This window comes from Burkholderia sp. LA-2-3-30-S1-D2 (genome assembly GCF_001523915.2).
Classification (GTDB): Bacteria; Pseudomonadota; Gammaproteobacteria; order Burkholderiales; family Burkholderiaceae; genus Burkholderia; species Burkholderia diffusa.
On the sequence record NZ_CP013384.1, the window covers coordinates 173162 to 193742 of the forward strand.

A 20581-nucleotide genomic window follows, 5' to 3' on the forward strand; every position below is an offset into this window, starting at 1 on the left:
GAGAAGTCCTCGTGGGCGGTGGCCGGGTGCCGGTCCGTCACTTGTTGGTGGCAAGCGTGCCGGCGCTGCTCGACCCGCCGAACAACTGCGTCAGGTACTGCTGGTTGTTCTGCATCTGCGTCATCAGCGTGTTGAGCGCGGTGAACTGCGCGTTGTACTGGGCCGTGAGCGCGGTCTGGTAGTTCTTCAGCTGCGTCGCCTGATCCTGCAGGTTCGACAGGTCCTTGTTCAGCGAGGCCGTGCGCTGGTCGATCAGGCCGCCCGTCTGCGAGTACGAATTCGCGAAGTTGTTCAGCGCGACCCCGACGCCGTTCGTCGAATTGAAGATCGCGGAGACGGCCGAGCCGTTGGTCGTGAGGGCGGTCTGCAGCTTCGTGCTGTCGACCGTCAGCGTGCCGTCGGTGTTCAGGTTGAGGCCGATCGACGACAGGCTGTAGGTCTTGCCTCCCGTCGTGACGCCACCGCTGAGCGCGGTCGCGAGGCCGTTCGTGATCGAGTTCAGCATCGCGTCGCCGAGCAGCGGGCCGGCCGTCGAGCCCGAGGACGTGCTCGTGTACGACGACAGGCTCGATGCCGTCGTGACGAAGGTCGAGTACGCCTTCGCGAAATTGTTGATCGCCGTCGTGATGCCGGTCGTGTCCTGCGCGATCGTGAGCGTCTGCGTCGTGTTGACCGCAGCTGCCGTCAGGTTCAGCGTGACGCCGGTCAGCGCGTTGGAAATCTGGTTCGTCGCGCTCGTCACGGTGCTGCCGGCGATCGTGATGTTGGCGTCCGCGGCGGGCGTCACCGTGTTGTAGGTCGACTGGGTCGAGTCGAGCTTGCTGTTCAGGCCGGCACCCGCGGTGATCGACACCGTGTTCGTCGCCCCCGTGTTGTTCGAGGAGAGCACCAGGTGCTGGCCGTCGGACGCATTGATCACCGTGGCCGTCACGCCCGGGTTGTTCGAGGCCTTGTTGATGTTCGCGGCGATCGTCGCGAGCGTATCGGTCGACGAGACCGACACCTGCATCGAACCGCTGCCGACGCCGACGGTCAGCGTGCCGCTGCCGATCGTGTCGGACGACGTGAGCGCCGGCGACGAAATCGAGTTGGCGGTCGCGACGGCGTTGACTTTCACCGTGTACGTGCCGGCCGCCGCGCCGCTCGCGGTGGTGGCGGTGAGGCCGGAGCCGCTGGCCGTCGCGGTCAGTGCCGACAGCGTCGTGCCGTCGGTGAGGCCCGTCAGCGCCGTTTGCAGCGCCGCGAGCTGCGACTTGATCTGCCCGATCGCGGATAGTTCGGTGTTGTCGGACGCTTGCTTGTTCGCGAGTGCGGTCGATTGCGCGGTGGTCTTCGCGGTGACGAGCGCGGAGACGAGCGAATTGACGTCGAGCGACGACTTCGTCGAGCCGCTGATGAGGGACTGCGCAGCCTGCTGGAGCGCGGTGTTCAGGTCGCTGGTGGACGTGGTGGTGGTGGTCGTCGAGGTCATTCGGGGGCTCCGGTTCGCGTCGCCGGACAGGTTCGGGCGAATCGCGCGTCGGTGTCGAACACGTGCGCAATGGGAGGTGAGCGTCCCGGGTGCGCGATGAAAAGGCGCGGGCGCCGGACCGAGGTCGCGGCGCCCGTGCCGGCGGCCGGCGCGTCGCGAGACGCGCGCCGCCGGTCGTGGGGTATTAACCCAGGAGCTTCAGAACCTGCTGCGGCAGCGAGTTTGCTTGTGCCAGCACCGAGATGCCTGCTTGCTGCAGCACTTGCGCCTTGCTCAGGTTCGCCGTTTCCGTCGCGAAGTCCGCGTCGGTGATCTGCGAACGCGCTGCCGACATGTTGGTCGATTGCGTCTGCGTGTTCGTGATGGCCGACTGGAACGTGTTCTGCGTTGCGCCGAGCGTTGCCTGGAACGTGTTGACCTTCGTCAGCACTGCGTCGATCGAGCCCATCGCGGCTTGCGAATCCGTGACGCTCGAAACCGTCAGCGCGGAGAGGCCGAGGTTTGCCGAGTCCCAGCTCTGCGTGCCGAAGTCCGCAGCGATCGTCTGGCCGTTGACCGCGCCGATCTGGAAGCTGACGGTGCTCAGGCCTTGCAGGACGGACTGGCCGTTGAACGTCGTTTGCGTTGCGACGCGCGAGATTTCCGTCAGGCGGGTCGAGACTTCCGACTGCAGGTTTGCACGTGCGTTGGAGTCGAGCGAGCCGTCGCCTGCTTCAACTGCCAGCTGGCGGATACGCTGCAGGTTGTCGACGATCGACTGGAGCGCGCCGGCCGTCGTCTGGACCATCGAGATGCCGTTGTTCGCGTTCGACACGCCTTGGTTCAGCGCGTTGATTGCGGCCGTCTGGGTCGTCGCGATTGCCAGGCCCGCTGCGTCGTCCGCTGCGCTGTTCACGCGCTTGCCCGACGACAGGCGGTTGATCGCTTGCGACAGCGCGTTTTGCGAGCCCGACAGATTCGTCTGCGTCGACAGCGAAAGGATGTTGGTGTTGATGTTCAGCATTTGCTTCCTCGTTTTGGAAAATGCCTGAGTTCAGACAGGATCAGGTTCGTTTTCGGCGTTGCGCTTTATCGCGAGTGGCGCTGCCCGCCTTTCCTGGTTGACGGCGGCACCCGGCGAAAACTTTAGAGGGATGTGTGAGGAAAATCGGGACGGAAGGTGGCGATCGCCGCGCAGGCCGCGCCTGGCTTGGGTGACAGCAATTTCGGGCAGGTTGCGCGACGGTCCCGTTGGATGGTGTACGCGGCCGCGCCGCATGGGGCGGCGAACCGGAATCGACAAAAGGATAGTTTTGTCTGTGATTTCCTGATATGATGGCGGGCTGAATTGAGATTTTCTGTCAAGCCTGTGCCGTCTCGGCATTCTTGCTGGCAGTCAAACGCGGCGCTGCACGCGGCTTGTGAAGCGTACCCGCGGTGCTTTGTGCCTCTCTTTTCCGGCCTCCGAGGCCGTATTTCCGCTCGTTTCGCCTGTTGTGGGGACGCCCGGATGGCCGGTGCGTGGCGCTTGGCCGCTACGTTTTTGACCGTTTAAGCAATTTAGGAACGACATGACGACGATTCTTCTGAAAGAAAACGAGCCGTTCGAAGTGGCGATTCGCCGCTTTCGCCGTGCTATCGAAAAAAATGGCCTGATCGCTGAACTGCGCGAACGCCAGTCCTACGAAAAGCCGACCGCAGTCCGCAAGCGCAAGAAGGCAGCAGCCGTCAAGCGCCTGCACAAGCGCCTGCGCAGCCAGATGCTGCCGAAGAAGCTCCACTAAGAGCATCTCCGGTTCGCCGCGAAACGGCGGAGCGTGCTTCGAAAGAAGCCGCTCCGCCGTTTTGCTTTTCCGGGCCGGAAAAAGGGCGTCGGTCTCGGGTTTCAAGCCTTGGCGGGGCGGTCGCCTGACGGCGACGCGGCCGATTCGACGGATTGCCGACGGCTTCGAGCCGCCGCCGGGCGCGTTCCGAAGCCGTCATCGCGACGCTCAGCGTCGGCGTGACGGGGATCGGTATCAGTTTGAAGAAGCGCAGCGCGTGTGTGGGGGGCCGCGGATGGCGTTGTGATGTGCCGATGCGCCAACCCCCGGCCCGCCCCGGGCGGGTTTCGTCGCCGTCAACCTGCCTTGCGGCTCCGTGCCGGCTGCTGCTTGCCCCCGAGCGCCGCGCATTTGGCGTGACACGGACAGCCGGTCTCGTGGTCGTTGACCATTCCGGTTGCCTGCATCAGCGCGTAGCAGATCGTCGAGCCGACGAACTTGCAGCCGTACTCCTTCAGCGCCTTGCTGAGCGCATCCGACTGGGCAGTCGACGCGGGCGCGTCGCGATACGACTGCCACGCGTTCTGCACCGGCGTGTGATCGACGAACGACCACAGGAATTGCGCGAGCGAGCCGTGGTCGTCGCGAATGCGCTGCACGGCCCGGGCATTGGTCACCGCGGATTCCACCTTCGCGCGATTGCGCACGATGCCCGGATTTTCGAGCAGCTTCTCGATGCGCTTCGGCGTGAAGCGCGCGACCGCGTCGACATCGAACTCGGCGAACGCCTCGCGATAGCCGGCGCGCTTGTTCAGGATCGTCGACCACGACAGGCCCGCCTGCGCGCCTTCCAGAATCAGCATTTCGAACAGATGGCGATCGTCGTGCGACGGCACGCCCCACTCGGTATCGTGATAGTGAGCATCCGCTTCCGTCCTTACCCAGTTGCACCGCTGCGACATCGTCAGCCTCGTTCCAGTGTCGATTCGATCGTGCCAGCATAGCGGAAGGCCCATTCACGGCATAGCTGGCCGAACGGCAGATGGGCGCGCGGCGCCGATCCGGTTAAGCTTGGCGCCTGTTCGAATCAGCAGGATCAACGCATGACGGCACTACTTTTTGCGATCGGCATCGACGGCGGCGGCACGGGCACCCGCGTGGTACTTGCCGACCGGCACGGGCGCGAGCTCGCGCAGGGGCGCGGCGGCCCGTCGGGGCTCGGCCTCGGCATCGAGCGCGCGTGGGCATCGATCGGCGCTGCTTGCGCCGACGCCTTCACGCAGGCGGGGCTCGCGTTCGACTGGTCGCAATGTGCGCTCGGTTGCGGGCTCGCGGGCGTCAACAATGCCGCGTGGCTCGCCGCGTTCCGTGCGCAGGCGCCGCTCGACGCGCTCGCGATCGAGAGCGACGCGTATACGACCGTCGTCGGCGCGCACGGCGGCGCGCCGGGGCTCATCGTCGCGCTCGGCACGGGCAGCATCGCGGCGGCGCTCGACGCGGCGGGCGACTGCCGCATCGCGGGCGGCTTCGGTTTTCCGTCCGGCGACGAGGCGAGCGGCGCGTGGCTCGGCATGCGCGCGCTTGCATACGCGCAGCAGGCGCTCGACGGCCGCGTGCCGCGTGACGCGTTCGCCGGCGCGCTGCTCGCGGAAACGGGCGCGCACGATCGCGACGCACTCGTCCAGTGGTCGTGCGATGCGAACCAGACGATCTACGCGCGCCTCGCGCCGATCGTGTTCGCGCACCGCGACCATCCTTGTGCGGCGGCGCTGATCGCGCAGGCCGGCGATGAGATCGGCAAGATGATCGACGCGCTCGATCCTCGGCAGGCGCTGCCGGTCGCGCTGTGCGGCGGGCTGGCCGACGCGTTGGCGCCGGCCGTGCCGGCACGCCACGCGGCCCGGCTGCGCGCGCCGCTCGACGATTCCGCGCACGGTGCGTTGCGGCTTGCGCTGCAGGTGTTGAGGGCGACGGAAGCGGGGTGAGCGGTTCAAGCGGGCGGCGTGCGGTGAGTGGGCCGAGCAGGCCGAACGGCCCGAAACCCGCTCCATTCCCCAACCGCCCGGCGGCCCTCCGGGCACGACGTTAAAATGGCGGTTCCGCAGCGTCCCGCGCGCCATTCACCCGTCCCCATGTACAAAGTCATCGCCACCGATCTCGACGGCACCCTGCTGAACAGCGACCACCAGCTCGATCCGTACACGATCGAGACCGTCCGCCGGCTCGACCGCGGCGGCCTGCAGTTCGTGATCGCGACGGGGCGCCACTACGCGGACGTCGCCGGCATTCGGGACGTGCTGGGCATTCGGCCGTACCTGATCACGTCGAACGGCGCGCGCGTGCATGCACCGGACGACACGGCGATCCACGCGCAGGACATCGATCCCGCGATCGTCCGCGGCCTCGTGCAGCCGGGCGTGACCGGCGCGCACGGGCGCGTGATCGTCAACCTGTTTACCGACCGCGGCTGGCTGATCGACCGGGACGCGCCGCACCTGCTCGAATTCCACCAGGATTCGGGATTCCGGTACGACGTGATCGACATGTCCGCGCACGACGGCGCCGATATCGCGAAGGTGCTGTACATCGGCGAGCCGGCCGATCTGGCGGTGGTCGCCGAACAGATGCGCGTGCGGTTCGGCGATGCACTGTACGTCACGTACTCGCTGCCCGACTGTCTCGAAGTGATGACCGCCAACGTGTCGAAGGGCCGCGCGCTGCGTGCGGTGCTCGCGCGGCTCGGCGTCGACGCCGGCCACTGCATTGCGTTCGGCGACAACATGAATGACATCGATCTGCTCGAAACGGCCGGTCACGCGTTCATGATGAACAACGCGAACCCCGACCTGATCGCGCACCTGCCGCACATCCCGCGAATCGGCAACAACTTCGACGCGGGCGTCGCCCGTCACCTGCGCATGCTGTTCGCGCTCGAGGACACCCTCGACGGCGTCGCCGCTTCCTGAGCGGCCATGAAAAACGGGCGCCAGCGGCGCCCGTCCAAATTACCTGCCTCTATGTTGTTCGACAGCGTGAGGCTCGCTGCTCTGCTCGCGTGACCCCGTAGTGTTTTATTCGTTGGTGCGAGCGGATGCGGGCAGCAGGCCGACGGCATCGTCGCGCCCTGCGATCAGTGGGTAGACGATCCCGGCGATTGCCGCACCGATGATCGGCGCGACCCAGAACAGCCACAGCTGGCCGATCGCCTCGCCGCCCACGAACAGCGCCGGGCCGGTCGAGCGGGCCGGGTTGACTGACGTGTTGGTGACCGGGATCGAGATCAGGTGGATCAACGTCAGGCACAGGCCGATCGCGATCGGCGCGAAGCCGGCAGGCGCGCGCTTGTCGGTGGCGCCGAGAATCACGAACAGGAAGAAGCCCGTCATCACGACTTCGCAGATGAATGCCGCGCCGAGCGAGTAGTGGCCGGGCGAGCGCTCGCCGAAGCCGTTCGTCGCAAAGCCGCTGCCGACGACGTCGAAGCCCGGCTTGCCGGTCGCGATCAGGTACAGCACGAACGCACCCAGCGTGGCACCGACCACCTGCGCAACGATGTACGGCGCGAGATCGCGCGCCGGGAAGCGGCCGGCGACCGTCAGGCCGACGCTCACCGCCGGATTCAGGTGGCAGCCCGAAATATGGCCGATCGCGAATGCCATCGTCAGCACGGTCAGGCCGAAGGCGAGTGCGACGCCGGCAAAGCCGATGCCGAGGCCCGGAAAGGCGGCGGCCAGCACGGCGCTTCCGCACCCGCCGAGCACCAGCCAGAACGTGCCGAATACCTCTGCAGCCAGACGCTGAGAAAGATTCATGTATGGACCTCGTTCAAGTGGGTTGAAGACAAACGGACGACCGGATGAATTATTCGGACGCCCGGAATTGGTCTGGATTATAGGAAATGAATCGGGTTCGAGAGGGTCAACGATTGTTAAATCTGAATGGCTGGGGAATGGCTTTTATTAGAATAAGTCCGCATTCTCGATATCGACGAATCGGTTAAAGATGACAGCATTAATTTCGAAGAGCAGGGCGGCGGTACGATGACGTAACGGATGTTGGCGTTCCGGTCGAACTCGCCGGAGCTGCATCATGGAAAAGGGGAGTCGAAAAATGTCTCAATACGCGAAACTCAAGGCGCAAATCGCCGAGTTGCAGGCCCAGGCGGATGACGTGCGTCGCCAGGAAGTGGCGGCGGTGATTGCCGACGTCCAGCGAATGATTGCCGAATATGGCCTGACGGCCGAGGACCTGGGCTTCGCGGAGCGAGCGCGGCGCGGCCGTCCGCCGAAAAAGGCGCCGCTGCCCCCGAAATACCGCGATCCGAAGTCGGGTGCGACCTGGAGCGGGCGCGGCAAGCCGCCGAATTGGATCGTCGGGAAAAACCGCGATCGTTTCCTGATCGAATGACCGCGCAAAAATGAAGAGCCGCATCGACGATGCGGCTCTTTGGCGTTTTCGGGATTTTCACGCCGATTTCGGCGCGAATTTTACCGATTATTTCCTGACGAATTTCGACGTCAGGCGCCCGCGACTTGGCGCAAGGCCGGCCGTTTCGCCGCCGTGCAAAGCGATTCGTAAGTTTCGACATAACGCCGCGCCATCGCTTTCGAACTGAAGCGCGTATCGAAACGCGCGCGGATCGCGTCGCGCGACAGGCTGTCGATCCGGTGCAGCGCACCGACGGCGCCCTGCACGTCCTCGACGATGAAGCCGGTCACGCCGTCCTCGATCACTTCCGGCACCGAGCCGCGGTTGAACGCGACGACCGGCGTGCCGCAGGCCATCGCCTCGATCATCACCAGGCCGAACGGCTCCGGCCAGTCGATCGGGAACAGCAGCGCCTTCGCGCCCGACAGGAACGCGGGCTTCTGCGCCTCGTTGATCTCGCCGATGAATTCGACGTGCGCCTCGCCGAGCAGCGGTTCGATCACTTCCTTGAAGTAGTCGGCGTCGGCCTTGTCGACCTTCGCGGCGATCTTCAGCGGCAGCCCGCTCTGCGCGGCGATCCGGATCGCGGTGTCGACTCGCTTTTCGGGACAGATCCTGCCGAGGAACGCGAGGTATTCGGGCTTCACGTCCGGTTGCGGCGTGAGCAGCGTGTCGGGCAGCCCGTGATACACGGTGCCGGCCCACGCGGCCTGCGGCAGCGGCTTGCGCTGGTTGTTGGAGATCGACACGACCGGCGCGTCCGGGAATGCGTCGAACACCGGCTGCAGCTCCGGCAGGTCGAGGCGGCCGTGCAGCGTCGTCACATAAGGCGTATCGAGGCGCGACATCAGCGAGAACGGCAGGTAGTCGAGGTGGAAGTGCAGCACGTCGAATTCGTGCGCGACACGGGCGACCTGCTCGATCAGGCGCATATGGGGCGCCATCGAATCGCGGATCGACGGGTCGAGCCGCAGTGCGCGCGGCCATGCCGCCTCGAGACGCGCGGACGTGACGGAGTCGCCGCTTGCGAACAGCGTCACGTCGTGGCCGAGCTCGACGAGCGCCTCGGTGAGGTAGGACACGACACGCTCGGTGCCGCCATAGAGTTTCGGCGGGACAGCTTCGTAAAGGGGCGCGATCTGGGCAATACGCATGGGCGTTCTCCGGTGTCGACCAGCGCGGGGCGCTCGAGTGCGCATGCTGGTCCGATGCAGGGTTGCGGAACTCGCCGACGCACGCGCTCTGCGGTACGGGGCCCGGTCCGGGGCGCGGTGCGCGGGAGGCCGGGCGGCAAGCTGCGGGGCGGGCCGGCGCGGCTCCCGCCGCCGCCCATTGGAGTCCATTATCGATATCGCCTTCAGGGGTTCGAGTGTTTTTTCAAACACTTAAGGCTTGTTACACCGTGAAATACGCGAAAACCCCGATAAAAGGGGTGCGGAAACACAAAGCGATATGGCAACGAGAATTGTTGCGCTATCGTGAAAAACCACTATAATTTTTTCCGATTCACTTTCCGGCAGCCTTGCCGGAAGGCCTTCAGCCGGATTCGTCCCGTGTCGGACCGCATCATCGACGAATTCGCGCGTCACTTCCCCCGCCGTTTGTTCCCTTTCAATTCGCCTTGTCGGAAAAATTCCTACACGGTTTACAGACAAATCCTGCGCGGCATACGCCACTTCGCTGATACCGGCATAAATGCCGTTTGGCCAAAATTCGCCCTGTAAGAATATAAACGTGCCGACGGAGCGCCCAGCGGGGCCTGATCGAGCAAACGTTTTCATAACATGAACGGCCAAAGCAAAGCTCTTAACGGGGGAATCATGAGCGCCAACAGCGAAATGCTCAGTGAGATCAAAGAGGTCAACCTGTCGTACCTCCTCCTCGCGCAGCGCCTGCTGCGGGAAGACAAGGCGATGGGCATGTTCCGCATGGGAGTTTCCCAGGAACTGGCCGATGTGCTCGCGAACCTCACGCTCGCCCAGACCGTGAAGCTCGCCGCATCGAACCAGATGTTGTGCCGCTTCCGCTTCGACGATCACGCGTTGTTGTCGTCGCTCGCCGACAAGGGGCGCAGCGACGTCGTCACGCACGCGCATTCGGCCATCCTGATGGCCGGCCAGCCGGTCGAAAGCGTCCGCTGATCCTTACCCGCCTTGCGTTCGTCCCGGCGCGTCGCGCCGGCAGGCAGCGTCTTGGCCACTCATCCGAACAACGTCAAGCGGACGGTTATTCACCATGGCAAGCAAAAGCGTCGTGATCGAGGTGAAGGAAATCACCCTCGCCATCGAACTGATCGAACTGGGCGCCCGGCTGCAACTGCTGGAGGCGGAGACGAGCCTGTCGCGCGATCGCCTGATCAAGCTGTACAAGGAGCTGAAGGGCGCGTCGCCGCCGAAGGGGATGCTGCCGTTCTCGACCGACTGGTTCATGACGTGGCAGCCGAACATCCACTCGTCGCTGTTCTACAACATCTACCGGTTCATGCAGGACCACGGCCGCTGCGAGCCGATCCAGTCGATCGTGAAGGCGTACCGGCTCTATCAGGAGCACGTGAAGCTGTCCGGCGACGAGGCCGCGCTGAGCCTCACGCGCGCGTGGACGCTGGTGCGCTTCTTCGACTCGGGGATGCTGCAGATGACCCCGTGCACGCGCTGCGGCGGCCACTTCGTCGCGCATGCGCATGATCCGCATCAAGGTTTCGTGTGCGGCCTGTGCCAGCCGCCGTCGCGCGCGGGCAAGACCCGCAAGGCCGCCGCCGCGCGTGCCGAGCTGTCCGCCGCCGCGGCCTGAGCGCCGGGCAGGGCGGGGCCGGGCGGGGCGCGAGCGGACGCCTCACGGCTGCCGCTCGCCGCGCGAACCGCGCGGGGCTTGCTGGTAAACACCGCCGCGCCGCCGCGGCGCGGCCGCGAAAGTTTTCCTGCCGACTGCCGTAAACCTGATTAACGGCGGTCTCCCCGCCGGTCATTCGTGAGGGACAGGCAGTGCTGATTATCGTGGGAACACTCGTGACGCTGTTGTCCGTCTTCGGCGGTTACGCGCTGGCAGGCGGGCATCTGGGCGCATTGATCCAGCCGGTCGAGATCCTGATGATCGCGGGCGCGGGCGTCGGCGCGTTCATCCTCGGCAACGGCATGAAGACCATCAAGGGGACGCTGCGTGTGCTGCCGACGCTCTTCAAGGGCTCGAAGTACACCAAGGACGTCTATATGGAGTTGATGGCGCTCCTGTACGTGCTGCTCGCGAAGGCACGCAAGGAAGGCACGCTGACGCTCGAGGCCGACATCGACGATCCGGACAAGAGCCCGATCTTCACGCAATACCCGAAGATCCTCGCCGATCGCCACATCGTCGAATTCCTGACCGACTACCTGCGCCTGATGGTGGGCGGCAACATGAACGCGTTCGAGATCGAGAGCCTGATGGACGAGGAGATCGAGACGCACCACGCGGAAGGCGAGGGCCCGGCGCACGCGCTGATGCGCGTCGGCGACGCGATGCCGGCGTTCGGGATCGTCGCGGCGGTGATGGGCGTCGTGCATACGATGGCATCCGCCGACAAGCCGCCCGCGGTGCTCGGCGCGATGATCGCGCAGGCGCTGGTCGGCACGTTCCTCGGGATCCTGCTGTCGTACGGGCTGATCGGGCCGCTCGCGAGCCTCGCGGAGCAGCGCGTGGCCGAGTCGACCAAGATGTTCCAGTGCATCAAGGTGACGATTCTCGCGAGCCTGAACGGCTATGCGCCCGCGATCGCGGTCGAGTTCGGCCGCAAGGTGCTGTACTCGACCGAGCGGCCGTCGTTTACCGAGCTCGAAGAGCACGTGCGCCGCGTGAAGGCGAAGTGACGCGGAGCATTCGATGAGCAAGAGCAAGGATCGCGCGATCGTCGTGAAACGGGTGGCCCCGCAGAAGAAGGGCCACCACGGCGGCGCATGGAAACTCGCCTATGCGGACTTCATGACCGCGATGATGGCGTTCTTCCTGCTGATGTGGCTGCTGAGCTCGGTCACGCCGGTGCAGCTGAAGGGGATCGCCGAGTACTTCAACACGCCGCTGAAAGCCGCGCTGTTCGGCAGCGGCGATCGCAGCTCGCAGGACTCGAGCATCATCAACGGCGGCGGCCGCGACCTGTCGAGCCTCGACGCCGGCACGCTGCGCCGCACCGACGGCACGACGTCGCTCGCCGACCGCGTCGCGAAGGCCGGCGACGACAAGACGCGTTCGCAGGCGCAGGGCGCGCAGGACCGGCTCGAGCAGACGCGCCTGCACGACCTGCAGATCAAGTTGATGGCGGCGATCGAGGCGAACCCGACGCTGCGTCAATTCAGGCAGCAGATCCGCATCGATTCGACGCTGATGGGGCTGCGCATCGAGATCGTCGATTCGCAGAAGCGGCCGATGTTCGCGATGTCGAGCGATCACGTCGAGCCGTACATGCGCGACATCCTGCGCGAGATCGGCAAGACGCTGAACGACGTGCCGAACCGGATCATCGTCCAGGGCCACACCGACGCGGTGCCGTACGCGGGCGGCGAGGGCGGCTACAGCAACTGGGAGCTGTCGGCCGACCGCGCGAACGCGTCGCGCCGCGAACTGATCGCGGGCGGCATGGACGAGGCGAAGGTGTTGCGCGTGCTCGGCCTCGCGTCGACGCAGAACCTGAACAAGGCCGATCCGCTCGATCCGGAAAACCGCCGGATCAGCGTGATCGTGCTGAACCGCAAATCCGAAGACGCGCTGATGCGCGACGACGCGACGACCACGACGCTGTCGGCCGACGCGGCGGGCTCGAAGCTGCTGGCCCAGCAGCTCGGCGGCCCGGCGCAGCCCGCGCGACCGGCGCTGGCGAGCGCCGTCGCCGTGGCACCGAAACCCTGACGTTTCCCAGATTTCGAGACAGACATGATCCGAACCATTCTCGCCATCGACGACTCGGCGACCATGCGTGCGCTGCTGCAGGCGACGCTGGCGCAGGCCGGCTACGACGTGACGGTGGCGCCGGACGGCGAAGCCGGCTTCGACATGGCGGCCACCGTGCCGTACGACCTGGTGCTGACCGACCAGAACATGCCGCGCAAGAGCGGGCTCGAGGTGATCGCGTCGCTGCGCAAGCTGACGGCCTACGCGGACACGCCGATCCTCGTGCTGACCACCGAAGGCAGCAATGCCTTCAAGGACGCCGCGCGCGACGCGGGCGCGACCGGCTGGATCGAGAAGCCGATCGACCCGGCCGTGCTGATCGACCTGGTCGCGACGCTGTCCGAACAGACCGCCTCCTGACATGAACGCGACGAATCCAACCGGTGACCGGGCATGACTCTCGACATCACGCAGTTCTACCAGACCTTTTTCGACGAAGCGGACGAGTTGCTCGCGCAGATGGAGCAGCTGCTGCTGAACCTCGACGTCGGCTCGCCCGACCCCGAGGACCTGGCCGCGATCTTCCGCGCCGCGCATTCGATCAAGGGCGGCGCGGCGACCTTCGGCTTTTCCGCGCTGACCGAGACGACCCACATCCTCGAGTCGCTGCTCGACCGCGCGCGCAACCATGAGCTGACGCTGACCAAGGAAATGGTCGACGCGTTCCTCGAGACCAAGGACGTGCTGTCCGACCAGCTGGTCGACTATCGCGCGAGCGCGGAACCGGACGCGGCGGCTGCCGCGACGATCTGCGCGAAGCTCGAACGCCTGAAGGCCGAGAGCGGCGCGGATGCGGCCGCGGCCGTCGTGCCGGCCGCAGCGGCCGAAGCGGCCGCACCGGCGCCGGCGCCTTCCACCGACGACCGCGTGCCCGATCACGTGGTCGAACAGGCCGTCGCGGCCGCGCATCCGGCGGACGACGCCGTCGCGGGCGGCCCGCACCTGAAGATCACGCTCGTCGGCGTCGACGCGAAGGACCAGGCGCTGCTCACCGAGGAGCTCGGCAATCTCGGCCGGATCGTCGGCCGCGAGGAAGCGGGCGCGGACCTGACGCTGTGGCTCGAATCGGACGTGCCGTCCGACGACATCGTCGCCGTGTGCTGTTTCGTGATCGACGACAGCCAGATCCGCATCGCGCGCGGCACCGCGCCGGCCGCACCGGCGCCTGCCGTCGCGCCGGCCGCGCCCGAACCGGCCGCGGCGCCGGAGCCGGCCGCACGCGTCGAGGTATTCGCGCAAGCCGCCGGTGCCGCACCGGCCGCCGCCGCACCGCAAGCGCCGGCGCAGCCGAGCGCCGCCGCGCAACCGGCGCCGCAACCCGCGCCGCAACCGCAGGCCGACCCCGCCGCGCCGGCTGCCCACGCTGCCGCGCACCACGACGACAAGCGTCCGCGCCCGGCCGCCGCCGCATCGGGCGCCGAAGGCAGCTCGATCCGCGTCGGCGTCGAGAAGGTCGACCAGCTGATCAACCTGGTCGGCGAACTCGTGATCACGCAGGCGATGCTCGCGGAAACGGCGAGCGCGTTCGATCCGGCGCTGCACGACCGTCTCTTCAACGGGATGGCGCAACTGGAACGCAACGCGCGCGACCTGCAGGAAGCGGTGATGTCGATCCGCATGATGCCGATGGACTACGTGTTCAGCCGTTTCCCGCGCCTCGTGCGCGACCTGGCCGGCAAGCTCGGCAAGCAGGTCGAGCTCGTCACGTTCGGCCAGGCGACCGAGCTCGACAAGAGCCTGATCGAGCGGATCATCGACCCGCTCACGCACCTCGTGCGCAACAGCCTCGACCACGGGATCGAGACCGTCGACAAACGCGTCGCCGCGGGCAAGGATGCGGTCGGCCAGCTCGTGCTGTCGGCCGCGCATCACGGCGGCAACATCGTGATCGAGGTCAGCGACGACGGCGGTGGCCTGAACCGCGAGCGGATTCTCGCGAAGGCCGCGAAGCAGGGGATGCAGGTATCCGACAACATCAGCGACGACGAAGTCTGGCAACTGATCTTCGCGCCGGGCTTTTCGACCGCCGAGACGGTGACCGACGTGTCGGGCCGCGGCGTCGGGATGGACGTCGTGAAGCGCAACATCCAGTCGATGGGCGGCCACGTCGAGATCTCGTCGCAGGCCGGCCGCGGCACGACCACGCGGATCGTGCTGCCGCTCACGCTCGCGATCCTCGACGGGATGTCGGTGAAGGTCGGCACGGAGATTTTCATCCTGCCGCTGAACTTCGTGATGGAGTCGCTGCAGCCGTCGAACGACGACATCTACACCGTCGGCAACGGCGAGCGCGTGGTGCGCGTGCGCGGCGAATACCTGCCGCTCGTCGCGCTGCACGAGGTGTTCTCGGTCGAGGACGCGCGTACCGATCCGACCCAGGGGATCGTCACGATCATGGAAACCGAGGGGCGCCGCTTCGCGATGCTGATCGACGAGCTGGTCGGCCAGCAGCAGGTGGTCGTGAAGAACCTCGAAACGAACTACCGCAAGGTGCATGGCATCTCGGCGGCGACCATCCTCGGCGACGGCAGCGTCGCGTTGATCGTCGACGTCGCGGCGCTGAACCGTGAAACCCGTGCGACGCACGGCGCCCGAGCCGGCGCCGAGCTCGCAATCTTCTGACTCTCGCCATTCAACTGATTGGGGGCAAACGTGTCTGCTGAAGTCCAAATGATCAATACGGCCGCGGCGAACGCGGCGACCAGCCGCCGCGACGCGGAGCAGGGCGATGCGACGGGCCAGGAGTTCCTCGTCTTCACGCTCGGCGACGAGGAATACGGGATCGACATCCTGAAGGTGCAGGAAATCCGCGGCTACGACAGCGTCACGCGCATCGCGAACGCGCCCGAATTCATCAAGGGCGTGATCAACCTGCGCGGGATCATCGTGCCGATCGTCGACATGCGGATCAAGTTCCATCTCGGCCGCGTGGAGTACGACCACCAGACCGTCGTGATCATCCTGAACGTGTCGAATCGCGTGGTCGGGATGGTGGTCGACGGCGTGTCGGACGTGCTGACGCTGCAGACCGACCAGATCATGCCGGCGCCGGAATTCGGCGCGACGCTGACGACCGAGTACCTGACGGGCCTCGGCACGGTCGACGGCCGGATGCTGATCCTGATGGACATCGAGAAGCTGATGTCGAGCCGTGAAATGGCGCTGATCGAGACGCTCGGCGGGTAAGCGCGCCGCGCGCGCAGGAATTTCGGGAGAATCTGCAATGTTGCATAACTGGTCGATCCGCACGACGCTGACGGCGGTCGGACTCATCCTCGTGTGCCTGGCCGCCGCGGTTGGCGGGCTCGGCCTTTACGCGCTCGATCACGCGAGCCGTTCGCTCGACGAGATCGCGCACGTCGACCTGCCGGCGATCCACACGCTGGACGACACGGCCGCGCACCTGCTGCGCTCGCGCATTGCGCTCGATCGCTTCCGTACGCTGACCGAAGCCGGTAATGCGGCCGAGGCGGCGAAGGTGCTCGACCGCGCGCAGGAGCTGTACGCGAAGTCGAACCAGAACTGGCAGGCGTTCCAGTCGACGCCGAAGCTCGGTGTCGAGCAGGCGCTCGTCGACGAGCTCACCGCCCGCTACACGACGATCGTGAAGGAAGGCGTCGAGCCCGAATTTGCCGCGGCGCGCGCGGGCGACATGGCGGCGTACCACGCGATTGCCGACGCGAAGATCAGCCCGATGTTCGTCGCGTTCGACCAGACGGCGGCGGCCGTGATCGCATCGCTGCAGAAGCGCGCGGAAGAACGCCAGGCCGCGACGCAGTCGCAGATCTCGCTGATGGTCGGCCTGATCGCGGCCGGCATCGCGATCGCGTTCGTCGTCGTGATCGCGATCCGCTTAGCGCTGCGCGGGCTGATCGTGAAGCCGCTCGAGGACGCGATCGCGCACTTCGAGCGCATCGCAGGCGGCGACCTCACGCAGCCGGTGAACGTGTTCAGCACGAACGAGATCGGCCGCCTGTTCGGCGGCATCAAGCGGATGCAGGACGCCGTGACGACGATGGTGCAGGCCGTGCATCGCGGCACCGAGTCGATCGACGTCGGCGCGCGCGAGATCTCGACCGGCAACACCGATCTGTCGCAGCGCACCGAGGAGCAGGCCGCGTCGCTGCAGGAAACCGCATCGAGCATGGAGCAGCTGACCGGCACCGTGCGGCAGAACGCGGAGAACGCGCGGCAGGCGAGCCAGCTCGCGGTGAACGCGTCGGACATCGCGACGCAGGGCGGCGAGGTGGTCGGCCAGGTCGTGTCGACGATGCAGGACATCGCGGCGAGCTCGGGCAAGGTCGTCGACATCATCGGCACGATCGAAGGCATCGCGTTCCAGACCAACATCCTCGCGCTGAACGCGGCGGTCGAAGCCGCGCGCGCGGGCGAGCAGGGCCGCGGCTTCGCGGTGGTCGCGGGCGAAGTGCGCTCGCTGGCGCAGCGCAGCGCGAGCGCCGCGAAGGAAATCAAGCAGCTGATCGGCGACTCGGCCGAGAAGGTCGACAGCGGGTCGGCGCTCGTCGCGCGGGCCGGCTCGACGATGGACGAGATCGTGCAGGCCGTGCGCCGCGTGACCGACATCATGGGCGAGATCAGCGCCGCGTCGGAAGAGCAGTCGACCGGCATCGAGCAGGTCAACCGCGCGGTCGGCCAGATGGATTCGGTCACCCAGCAGAACGCGGCGCTCGTCGAGCAGGCAGCGGCCGCGGCCGCATCGCTCGAGGAGCAGACGCGCCAGATGAAGGCGATCGTGTCGGCGTGGCGCGTCGCGGGCGGCATCGCGCTCGCGCCGGCGCGCAATGCTGCACGCCCGGCCACGCACGCACCGGCGCCGGCGTTGCCGTCGGCGCACCGTCACGAAGCCTCGCCGGCCGCACTGCCGGCACCGCAGGCTACCGTGCAGCCGTCCCGTCGCGCCGCACCGGCGCCGCATGCCGCGGCACCGGCCGCGAGCCACGAAACGAAGCGCGCGCCGGACGCCGCTGCCGCACGCGCATCGAAGGAAGCGCCGGCCGCGGGCGGCTATGGCCCGCGTCTCGCGAAGGCGGCCGCCGCACCGGCGCAGAAGCCTGCCGAAAAGCCCGCGCTGGTGCGCCCCGCGCTGAACGGCGAGAAGCCGGCGATGGCGGCGGCCGGCACGTCCGACGACGACTGGGAGACTTTCTAAGCCATGCCGTCCGCGCGCGCACCGTTTCGACCCGATGCACCGGATGCCTCGCCCCGCGCGGGCGAGCCGGGGCGCGACTTCGCGTTCACCGGCGCGGATTTCGCACGCATCCGCGCGCTGATCCATCAACGCGCGGGTATTTCGCTGTCCGAGCACAAGCGCGACATGGCGTACAGCCGGCTCGCACGCCGGCTGCGCGCACGCGGCCTCGACACGTTCCGCGACTACCTCGACCTGCTGGAGCAGGAGGACGATCCGCTCGAGTGGGAAGCGTTCACCAACGCGCTGACGACGAACCTGACCGCGTTCTTCCGCGAGTCGCACCATTTCCCGATCCTGGCCGACTTCGTGAAGGGTCGCGCGGCGCCCGTGTCGGTGTGGTGCTCGGCGGCGTCGACCGGCGAGGAGCCTTACTCGATCGCGATCACGCTGATCGAGGCGCTCGGCGAATCGGCCGCGCGCGGCGCATCGATCCTCGCGACCGATCTCGACACGCAGGTGCTCGCGAAGGCCGAGGCTGGCATCTATACGTACGACCAGGTCAAGCACCTGAGCCCGGAGCGGCTCAAGCGCTTCTTCCTGAAAGGCACGGGCGCGCAGGCCGGCCGCGTGAAGGTGCGCCCGGAACTGCGCGCGATGATCCGCTTCGAGCAGCTGAACCTGACCGATGCCGACTACGGGATCGCGAAGCCGTTCGACGCGATCTTCTGCCGCAACGTGATGATCTATTTCGACAAGCCGACGCAGGGGCAGGTGCTGTCGCGCTTCGAGCCGCTCGTGAAGCCGGGCGGCCTGCTGTTCGCCGGGCATTCGGAGAATTTCACGTACGTCTCGCAGGCCTTCCGGTTGCGCGGGCAGACGGTGTACGAATTGACGCGCGATGCCGCGCCGGGCCTGCGCCCGCGCGGCGCCGCGCCGGCCGCGGCGGTGCCGCCGCGCGCCCATGTGCGTGCCGCGGTCGCCGCGCCCGCTTACGGAGAACGCGGATGAGCGCCCTGCCGATCGCGACCAATCGCTACTTCGACAACCACTTCGAACGCCCGGGCGTGAAGCTGCTTCCGAACGAGTTCTACACGACGTCCGAGGACATGGTGCTGATGACCGTGCTCGGCTCGTGCGTCGCCGCGTGCCTGCACGACCCGTTGGCGGGCATCGGCGGGATGAATCACTTCATGCTGCCCGACGACGGCGCCGATGCCGGCGCGGCCGCGTCGGAGTCGATGCGCTACGGCGCGTACGCGATGGAAGTGCTGATCAACGAACTGATCAAGGCCGGCGGTCGCCGCGAGCGCTTCGAGGCGAAGGTGTTCGGCGGCGCGGCCGTGCTGGCCGGCATGACGACCATCAACATCGGCGACCGCAACGCCGACTTCGTGCGCCGCTATCTGGCGCTCGAACGCATCCGCATCACCGCCGAGGACTTGCAGGGCGTGCACCCGCGCAAGGTCGCGTTCATGCCGCGCACCGGCCGCGCGATGGTGAAGAAGCTGCGGCTGCAGGTGCCGGGCGTGACCGAGCGCGAAGCCGCGCTGGCGCGCGAGGCCGACCGCGTGCGCGCCGATCGGCAGCGCGCGCACGTCGAGCTGTTCGCGGCGAAGCGGCCGGCTGCACCGCCGCCGGCACGCCCGCGCATCGAGCTGTTCGGCGCACGCGGCGGCACGGGCGCGCAGACGACGAACACGAAGGCCGGCAGCCCGTATGCGGCCAACCTTTCGAGAAAGCAGGAGGCATGACCGCAGTGCAGAAGATCAAAGTGTTGTGCGTCGACGACTCGGCGCTGATCCGCAGCCTGATGACGGAGATCATCAACAGCCAGCCCGACATGGAAGTGTGCGCGACCGCGCCCGATCCGCTCGTCGCGCGCGAGCTCATCAAGCAGCACAACCCGGACGTCCTGACGCTGGACGTCGAAATGCCGCGCATGGACGGGCTCGACTTCCTCGAGAAGCTGATGCGCCTGCGGCCGATGCCGGTCGTGATGGTGTCGTCGCTGACCGAGCGCGGCTCCGAGATCACGCTGCGCGCGCTCGAACTCGGCGCGGTGGATTTCGTCACGAAGCCGCGCGTCGGGATTCGCGACGGCATGCTCGACTACGCGGAAAAGCTCGCGGACAAGATCCGCGCGGCATCGCGCGCGCGCGTGCGCCAGGCGCCGCAGCCGCAGGCCGCCGCGCGCGCGGCGAGCGGCCAGCCGGCCGCGCCGATGGTCAACAACCCGCTCGTCAGTACCGAGAAGCTGATCATCATCGGCGCGTCCACGGGCGGCACCGAGGCGATCCGCGAGGTGCTGACGCCGCTGCCGCCGGATGCGCCGGCGGTGCTGATCGCGCAGCACATGCCGCCCGGCTTCACGAAATCCTTCGCGCAGCGGCTGAACGGCCTGTGCCGGATCGCGGTGAAGGAAGCCGAACACGGCGAGCGCGTGCTGCCGGGCCATGCGTACATCGCGCCGGGCCACGCGCACCTGCTGCTCGCGCGCAGCGGCGCGAACTACATCGCGCAGCTGTCCGACGAGCCGCCGGTGAACCGGCACCGCCCGTCGGTCGACGTGCTGTTCCGCTCGGCGGCGCAGCACGCGGGCAAGAACGCGATCGGCGTGATCCTCACGGGGATGGGCCGCGACGGCGCGGCCGGCCTGCTGGACATGAAGCGCGCGGGCGCCCACACGTTCGCGCAGGACGAGGCGAGCTGCATCGTGTTCGGGATGCCGCGCGAGGCGATCGCGCTCGGCGGCGCGGACGAGGTGGCGCCGCTTTCCGAGATGAGCCGGCGCGTGATGGCGCGGCTGGCGACGATGGGCGACCGCGTACAGCGCGTCTGAATGAAATGTCACGGGGCAGCTGCGATGCGGCG

The 20581-nt window shown here is 67.1% G+C and carries 20 protein-coding genes; 15 read left to right on the forward strand and 5 right to left on the reverse strand.

Going from position 1 to position 20581, the window contains the following annotated elements; all coding sequences use genetic code 11:
* Positions 1–37: 37 nt before the first annotated feature.
* Together fliD and WS66_RS13340 are read right to left on the reverse strand one after the other, a co-directional pair.
* The gene (gene fliD, locus WS66_RS13335; RefSeq protein WP_059601956.1) at positions 38–1471 is read right to left on the reverse strand and encodes a flagellar filament capping protein FliD; all 1434 of its coding nucleotides are present in this window, start codon (positions 1469–1471) and stop codon (positions 38–40) included.
* Between the two features lie 184 nt (positions 1472–1655).
* Positions 1656–2474, reverse strand: coding sequence for a flagellin domain-containing protein (locus tag WS66_RS13340; RefSeq protein WP_059452616.1), 819 nt, complete (start codon positions 2472–2474; stop codon positions 1656–1658).
* A 547-nt stretch (positions 2475–3021) separates the two neighbouring features.
* Between WS66_RS13340 and rpsU the strand changes: the two genes are divergently transcribed.
* Positions 3022–3234, forward strand: a complete 213-nt coding sequence (rpsU, locus tag WS66_RS13345) for a 30S ribosomal protein S21 (protein WP_006401410.1) — start codon at positions 3022–3024, stop codon at positions 3232–3234.
* Positions 3235–3569: 335 nt separating this feature from the next.
* On the opposite strand, the gene WS66_RS13350 is transcribed toward rpsU, so the two are convergent.
* Positions 3570–4175 carry a DNA-3-methyladenine glycosylase I gene (locus WS66_RS13350; RefSeq protein ID WP_059601954.1) on the reverse strand — a complete coding sequence of 202 codons (606 nt, stop codon included), beginning with the start codon at positions 4173–4175 and terminating at the stop codon, positions 3570–3572.
* 141 nt (positions 4176–4316) lie between these two features.
* On the opposite strand from WS66_RS13350, the gene WS66_RS13355 reads away from it, so the two are divergent.
* Both WS66_RS13355 and WS66_RS13360 read left to right on the forward strand, forming a co-directional pair.
* A complete protein-coding gene (locus WS66_RS13355; RefSeq protein WP_059601951.1) occupies positions 4317–5198 on the forward strand; it encodes a BadF/BadG/BcrA/BcrD ATPase family protein in 882 nt (293 codons plus the stop codon).
* Between the two features lie 147 nt (positions 5199–5345).
* Complete coding sequence (locus tag WS66_RS13360; protein ID WP_059601949.1) at positions 5346–6179, forward strand: Cof-type HAD-IIB family hydrolase; 834 nt, start codon at positions 5346–5348, stop codon at positions 6177–6179.
* 105 nt (positions 6180–6284) lie between these two features.
* Here the strand turns inward: WS66_RS13360 and aqpZ are convergent, their stop codons facing one another.
* Complete coding sequence (gene aqpZ / locus WS66_RS13365; RefSeq protein WP_059601946.1) at positions 6285–7025, reverse strand: aquaporin Z; 741 nt, start codon at positions 7023–7025, stop codon at positions 6285–6287.
* Positions 7026–7323: 298 nt separating this feature from the next.
* On the opposite strand from aqpZ, the gene WS66_RS13370 reads away from it, so the two are divergent.
* On the forward strand, positions 7324–7620 hold the full coding sequence (locus tag WS66_RS13370; RefSeq protein WP_059452621.1) for an H-NS histone family protein: 297 nt from the start codon (positions 7324–7326) through the stop codon (positions 7618–7620).
* A gap of 110 nt (positions 7621–7730) precedes the next feature.
* Here the strand turns inward: WS66_RS13370 and WS66_RS13375 are convergent, their stop codons facing one another.
* Entirely contained in the window at positions 7731–8795 is a 1065-nt protein-coding gene (locus tag WS66_RS13375; protein WP_059601945.1) for a glycosyltransferase family 4 protein, read from the reverse strand.
* Positions 8796–9461: 666 nt separating this feature from the next.
* Between WS66_RS13375 and flhD the strand changes: the two genes are divergently transcribed.
* The 11 genes from flhD to WS66_RS13435 all read left to right on the forward strand — a co-directional run bounded on the left by flhD (position 9462) and on the right by WS66_RS13435 (position 20549).
* Positions 9462–9782, forward strand: a complete 321-nt coding sequence (gene flhD / locus WS66_RS13385; protein ID WP_059601943.1) for a flagellar transcriptional regulator FlhD — start codon at positions 9462–9464, stop codon at positions 9780–9782.
* 94 nt (positions 9783–9876) lie between these two features.
* Positions 9877–10431 carry a flagellar transcriptional regulator FlhC gene (gene flhC, locus WS66_RS13390; protein ID WP_059601940.1) on the forward strand — a complete coding sequence of 185 codons (555 nt, stop codon included), beginning with the start codon at positions 9877–9879 and terminating at the stop codon, positions 10429–10431.
* A gap of 191 nt (positions 10432–10622) precedes the next feature.
* Complete coding sequence (motA, locus tag WS66_RS13395; protein ID WP_059601938.1) at positions 10623–11483, forward strand: flagellar motor stator protein MotA; 861 nt, start codon at positions 10623–10625, stop codon at positions 11481–11483.
* A gap of 13 nt (positions 11484–11496) precedes the next feature.
* The gene (gene motB, locus WS66_RS13400; protein ID WP_059601936.1) at positions 11497–12516 is read left to right on the forward strand and encodes a flagellar motor protein MotB; all 1020 of its coding nucleotides are present in this window, start codon (positions 11497–11499) and stop codon (positions 12514–12516) included.
* A 24-nt stretch (positions 12517–12540) separates the two neighbouring features.
* Positions 12541–12918, forward strand: a complete 378-nt coding sequence (locus WS66_RS13405; RefSeq protein WP_059601934.1) for a response regulator — start codon at positions 12541–12543, stop codon at positions 12916–12918.
* A gap of 33 nt (positions 12919–12951) precedes the next feature.
* Positions 12952–15180, forward strand: a complete 2229-nt coding sequence (cheA, locus tag WS66_RS13410) for a chemotaxis protein CheA (RefSeq protein ID WP_059601932.1) — start codon at positions 12952–12954, stop codon at positions 15178–15180.
* Positions 15181–15228: 48 nt separating this feature from the next.
* Complete coding sequence (cheW, locus tag WS66_RS13415) at positions 15229–15744, forward strand: chemotaxis protein CheW (RefSeq protein WP_059601930.1); 516 nt, start codon at positions 15229–15231, stop codon at positions 15742–15744.
* 37 nt (positions 15745–15781) lie between these two features.
* Entirely contained in the window at positions 15782–17728 is a 1947-nt protein-coding gene (locus WS66_RS13420; protein WP_059601928.1) for a methyl-accepting chemotaxis protein, read from the forward strand.
* A 3-nt stretch (positions 17729–17731) separates the two neighbouring features.
* Complete coding sequence (locus WS66_RS13425) at positions 17732–18718, forward strand: CheR family methyltransferase (protein WP_059601926.1); 987 nt, start codon at positions 17732–17734, stop codon at positions 18716–18718.
* Entirely contained in the window at positions 18715–19461 is a 747-nt protein-coding gene (gene cheD, locus WS66_RS13430) for a chemoreceptor glutamine deamidase CheD (RefSeq protein ID WP_059601924.1), read from the forward strand. The genes WS66_RS13425 and cheD overlap by 4 nt, the downstream gene beginning before the upstream one ends.
* The gene (locus WS66_RS13435) at positions 19458–20549 is read left to right on the forward strand and encodes a protein-glutamate methylesterase/protein-glutamine glutaminase (protein WP_059601922.1); all 1092 of its coding nucleotides are present in this window, start codon (positions 19458–19460) and stop codon (positions 20547–20549) included. The genes cheD and WS66_RS13435 overlap by 4 nt, the downstream gene beginning before the upstream one ends.
* Positions 20550–20581: the final 32 nt, after the last annotated feature.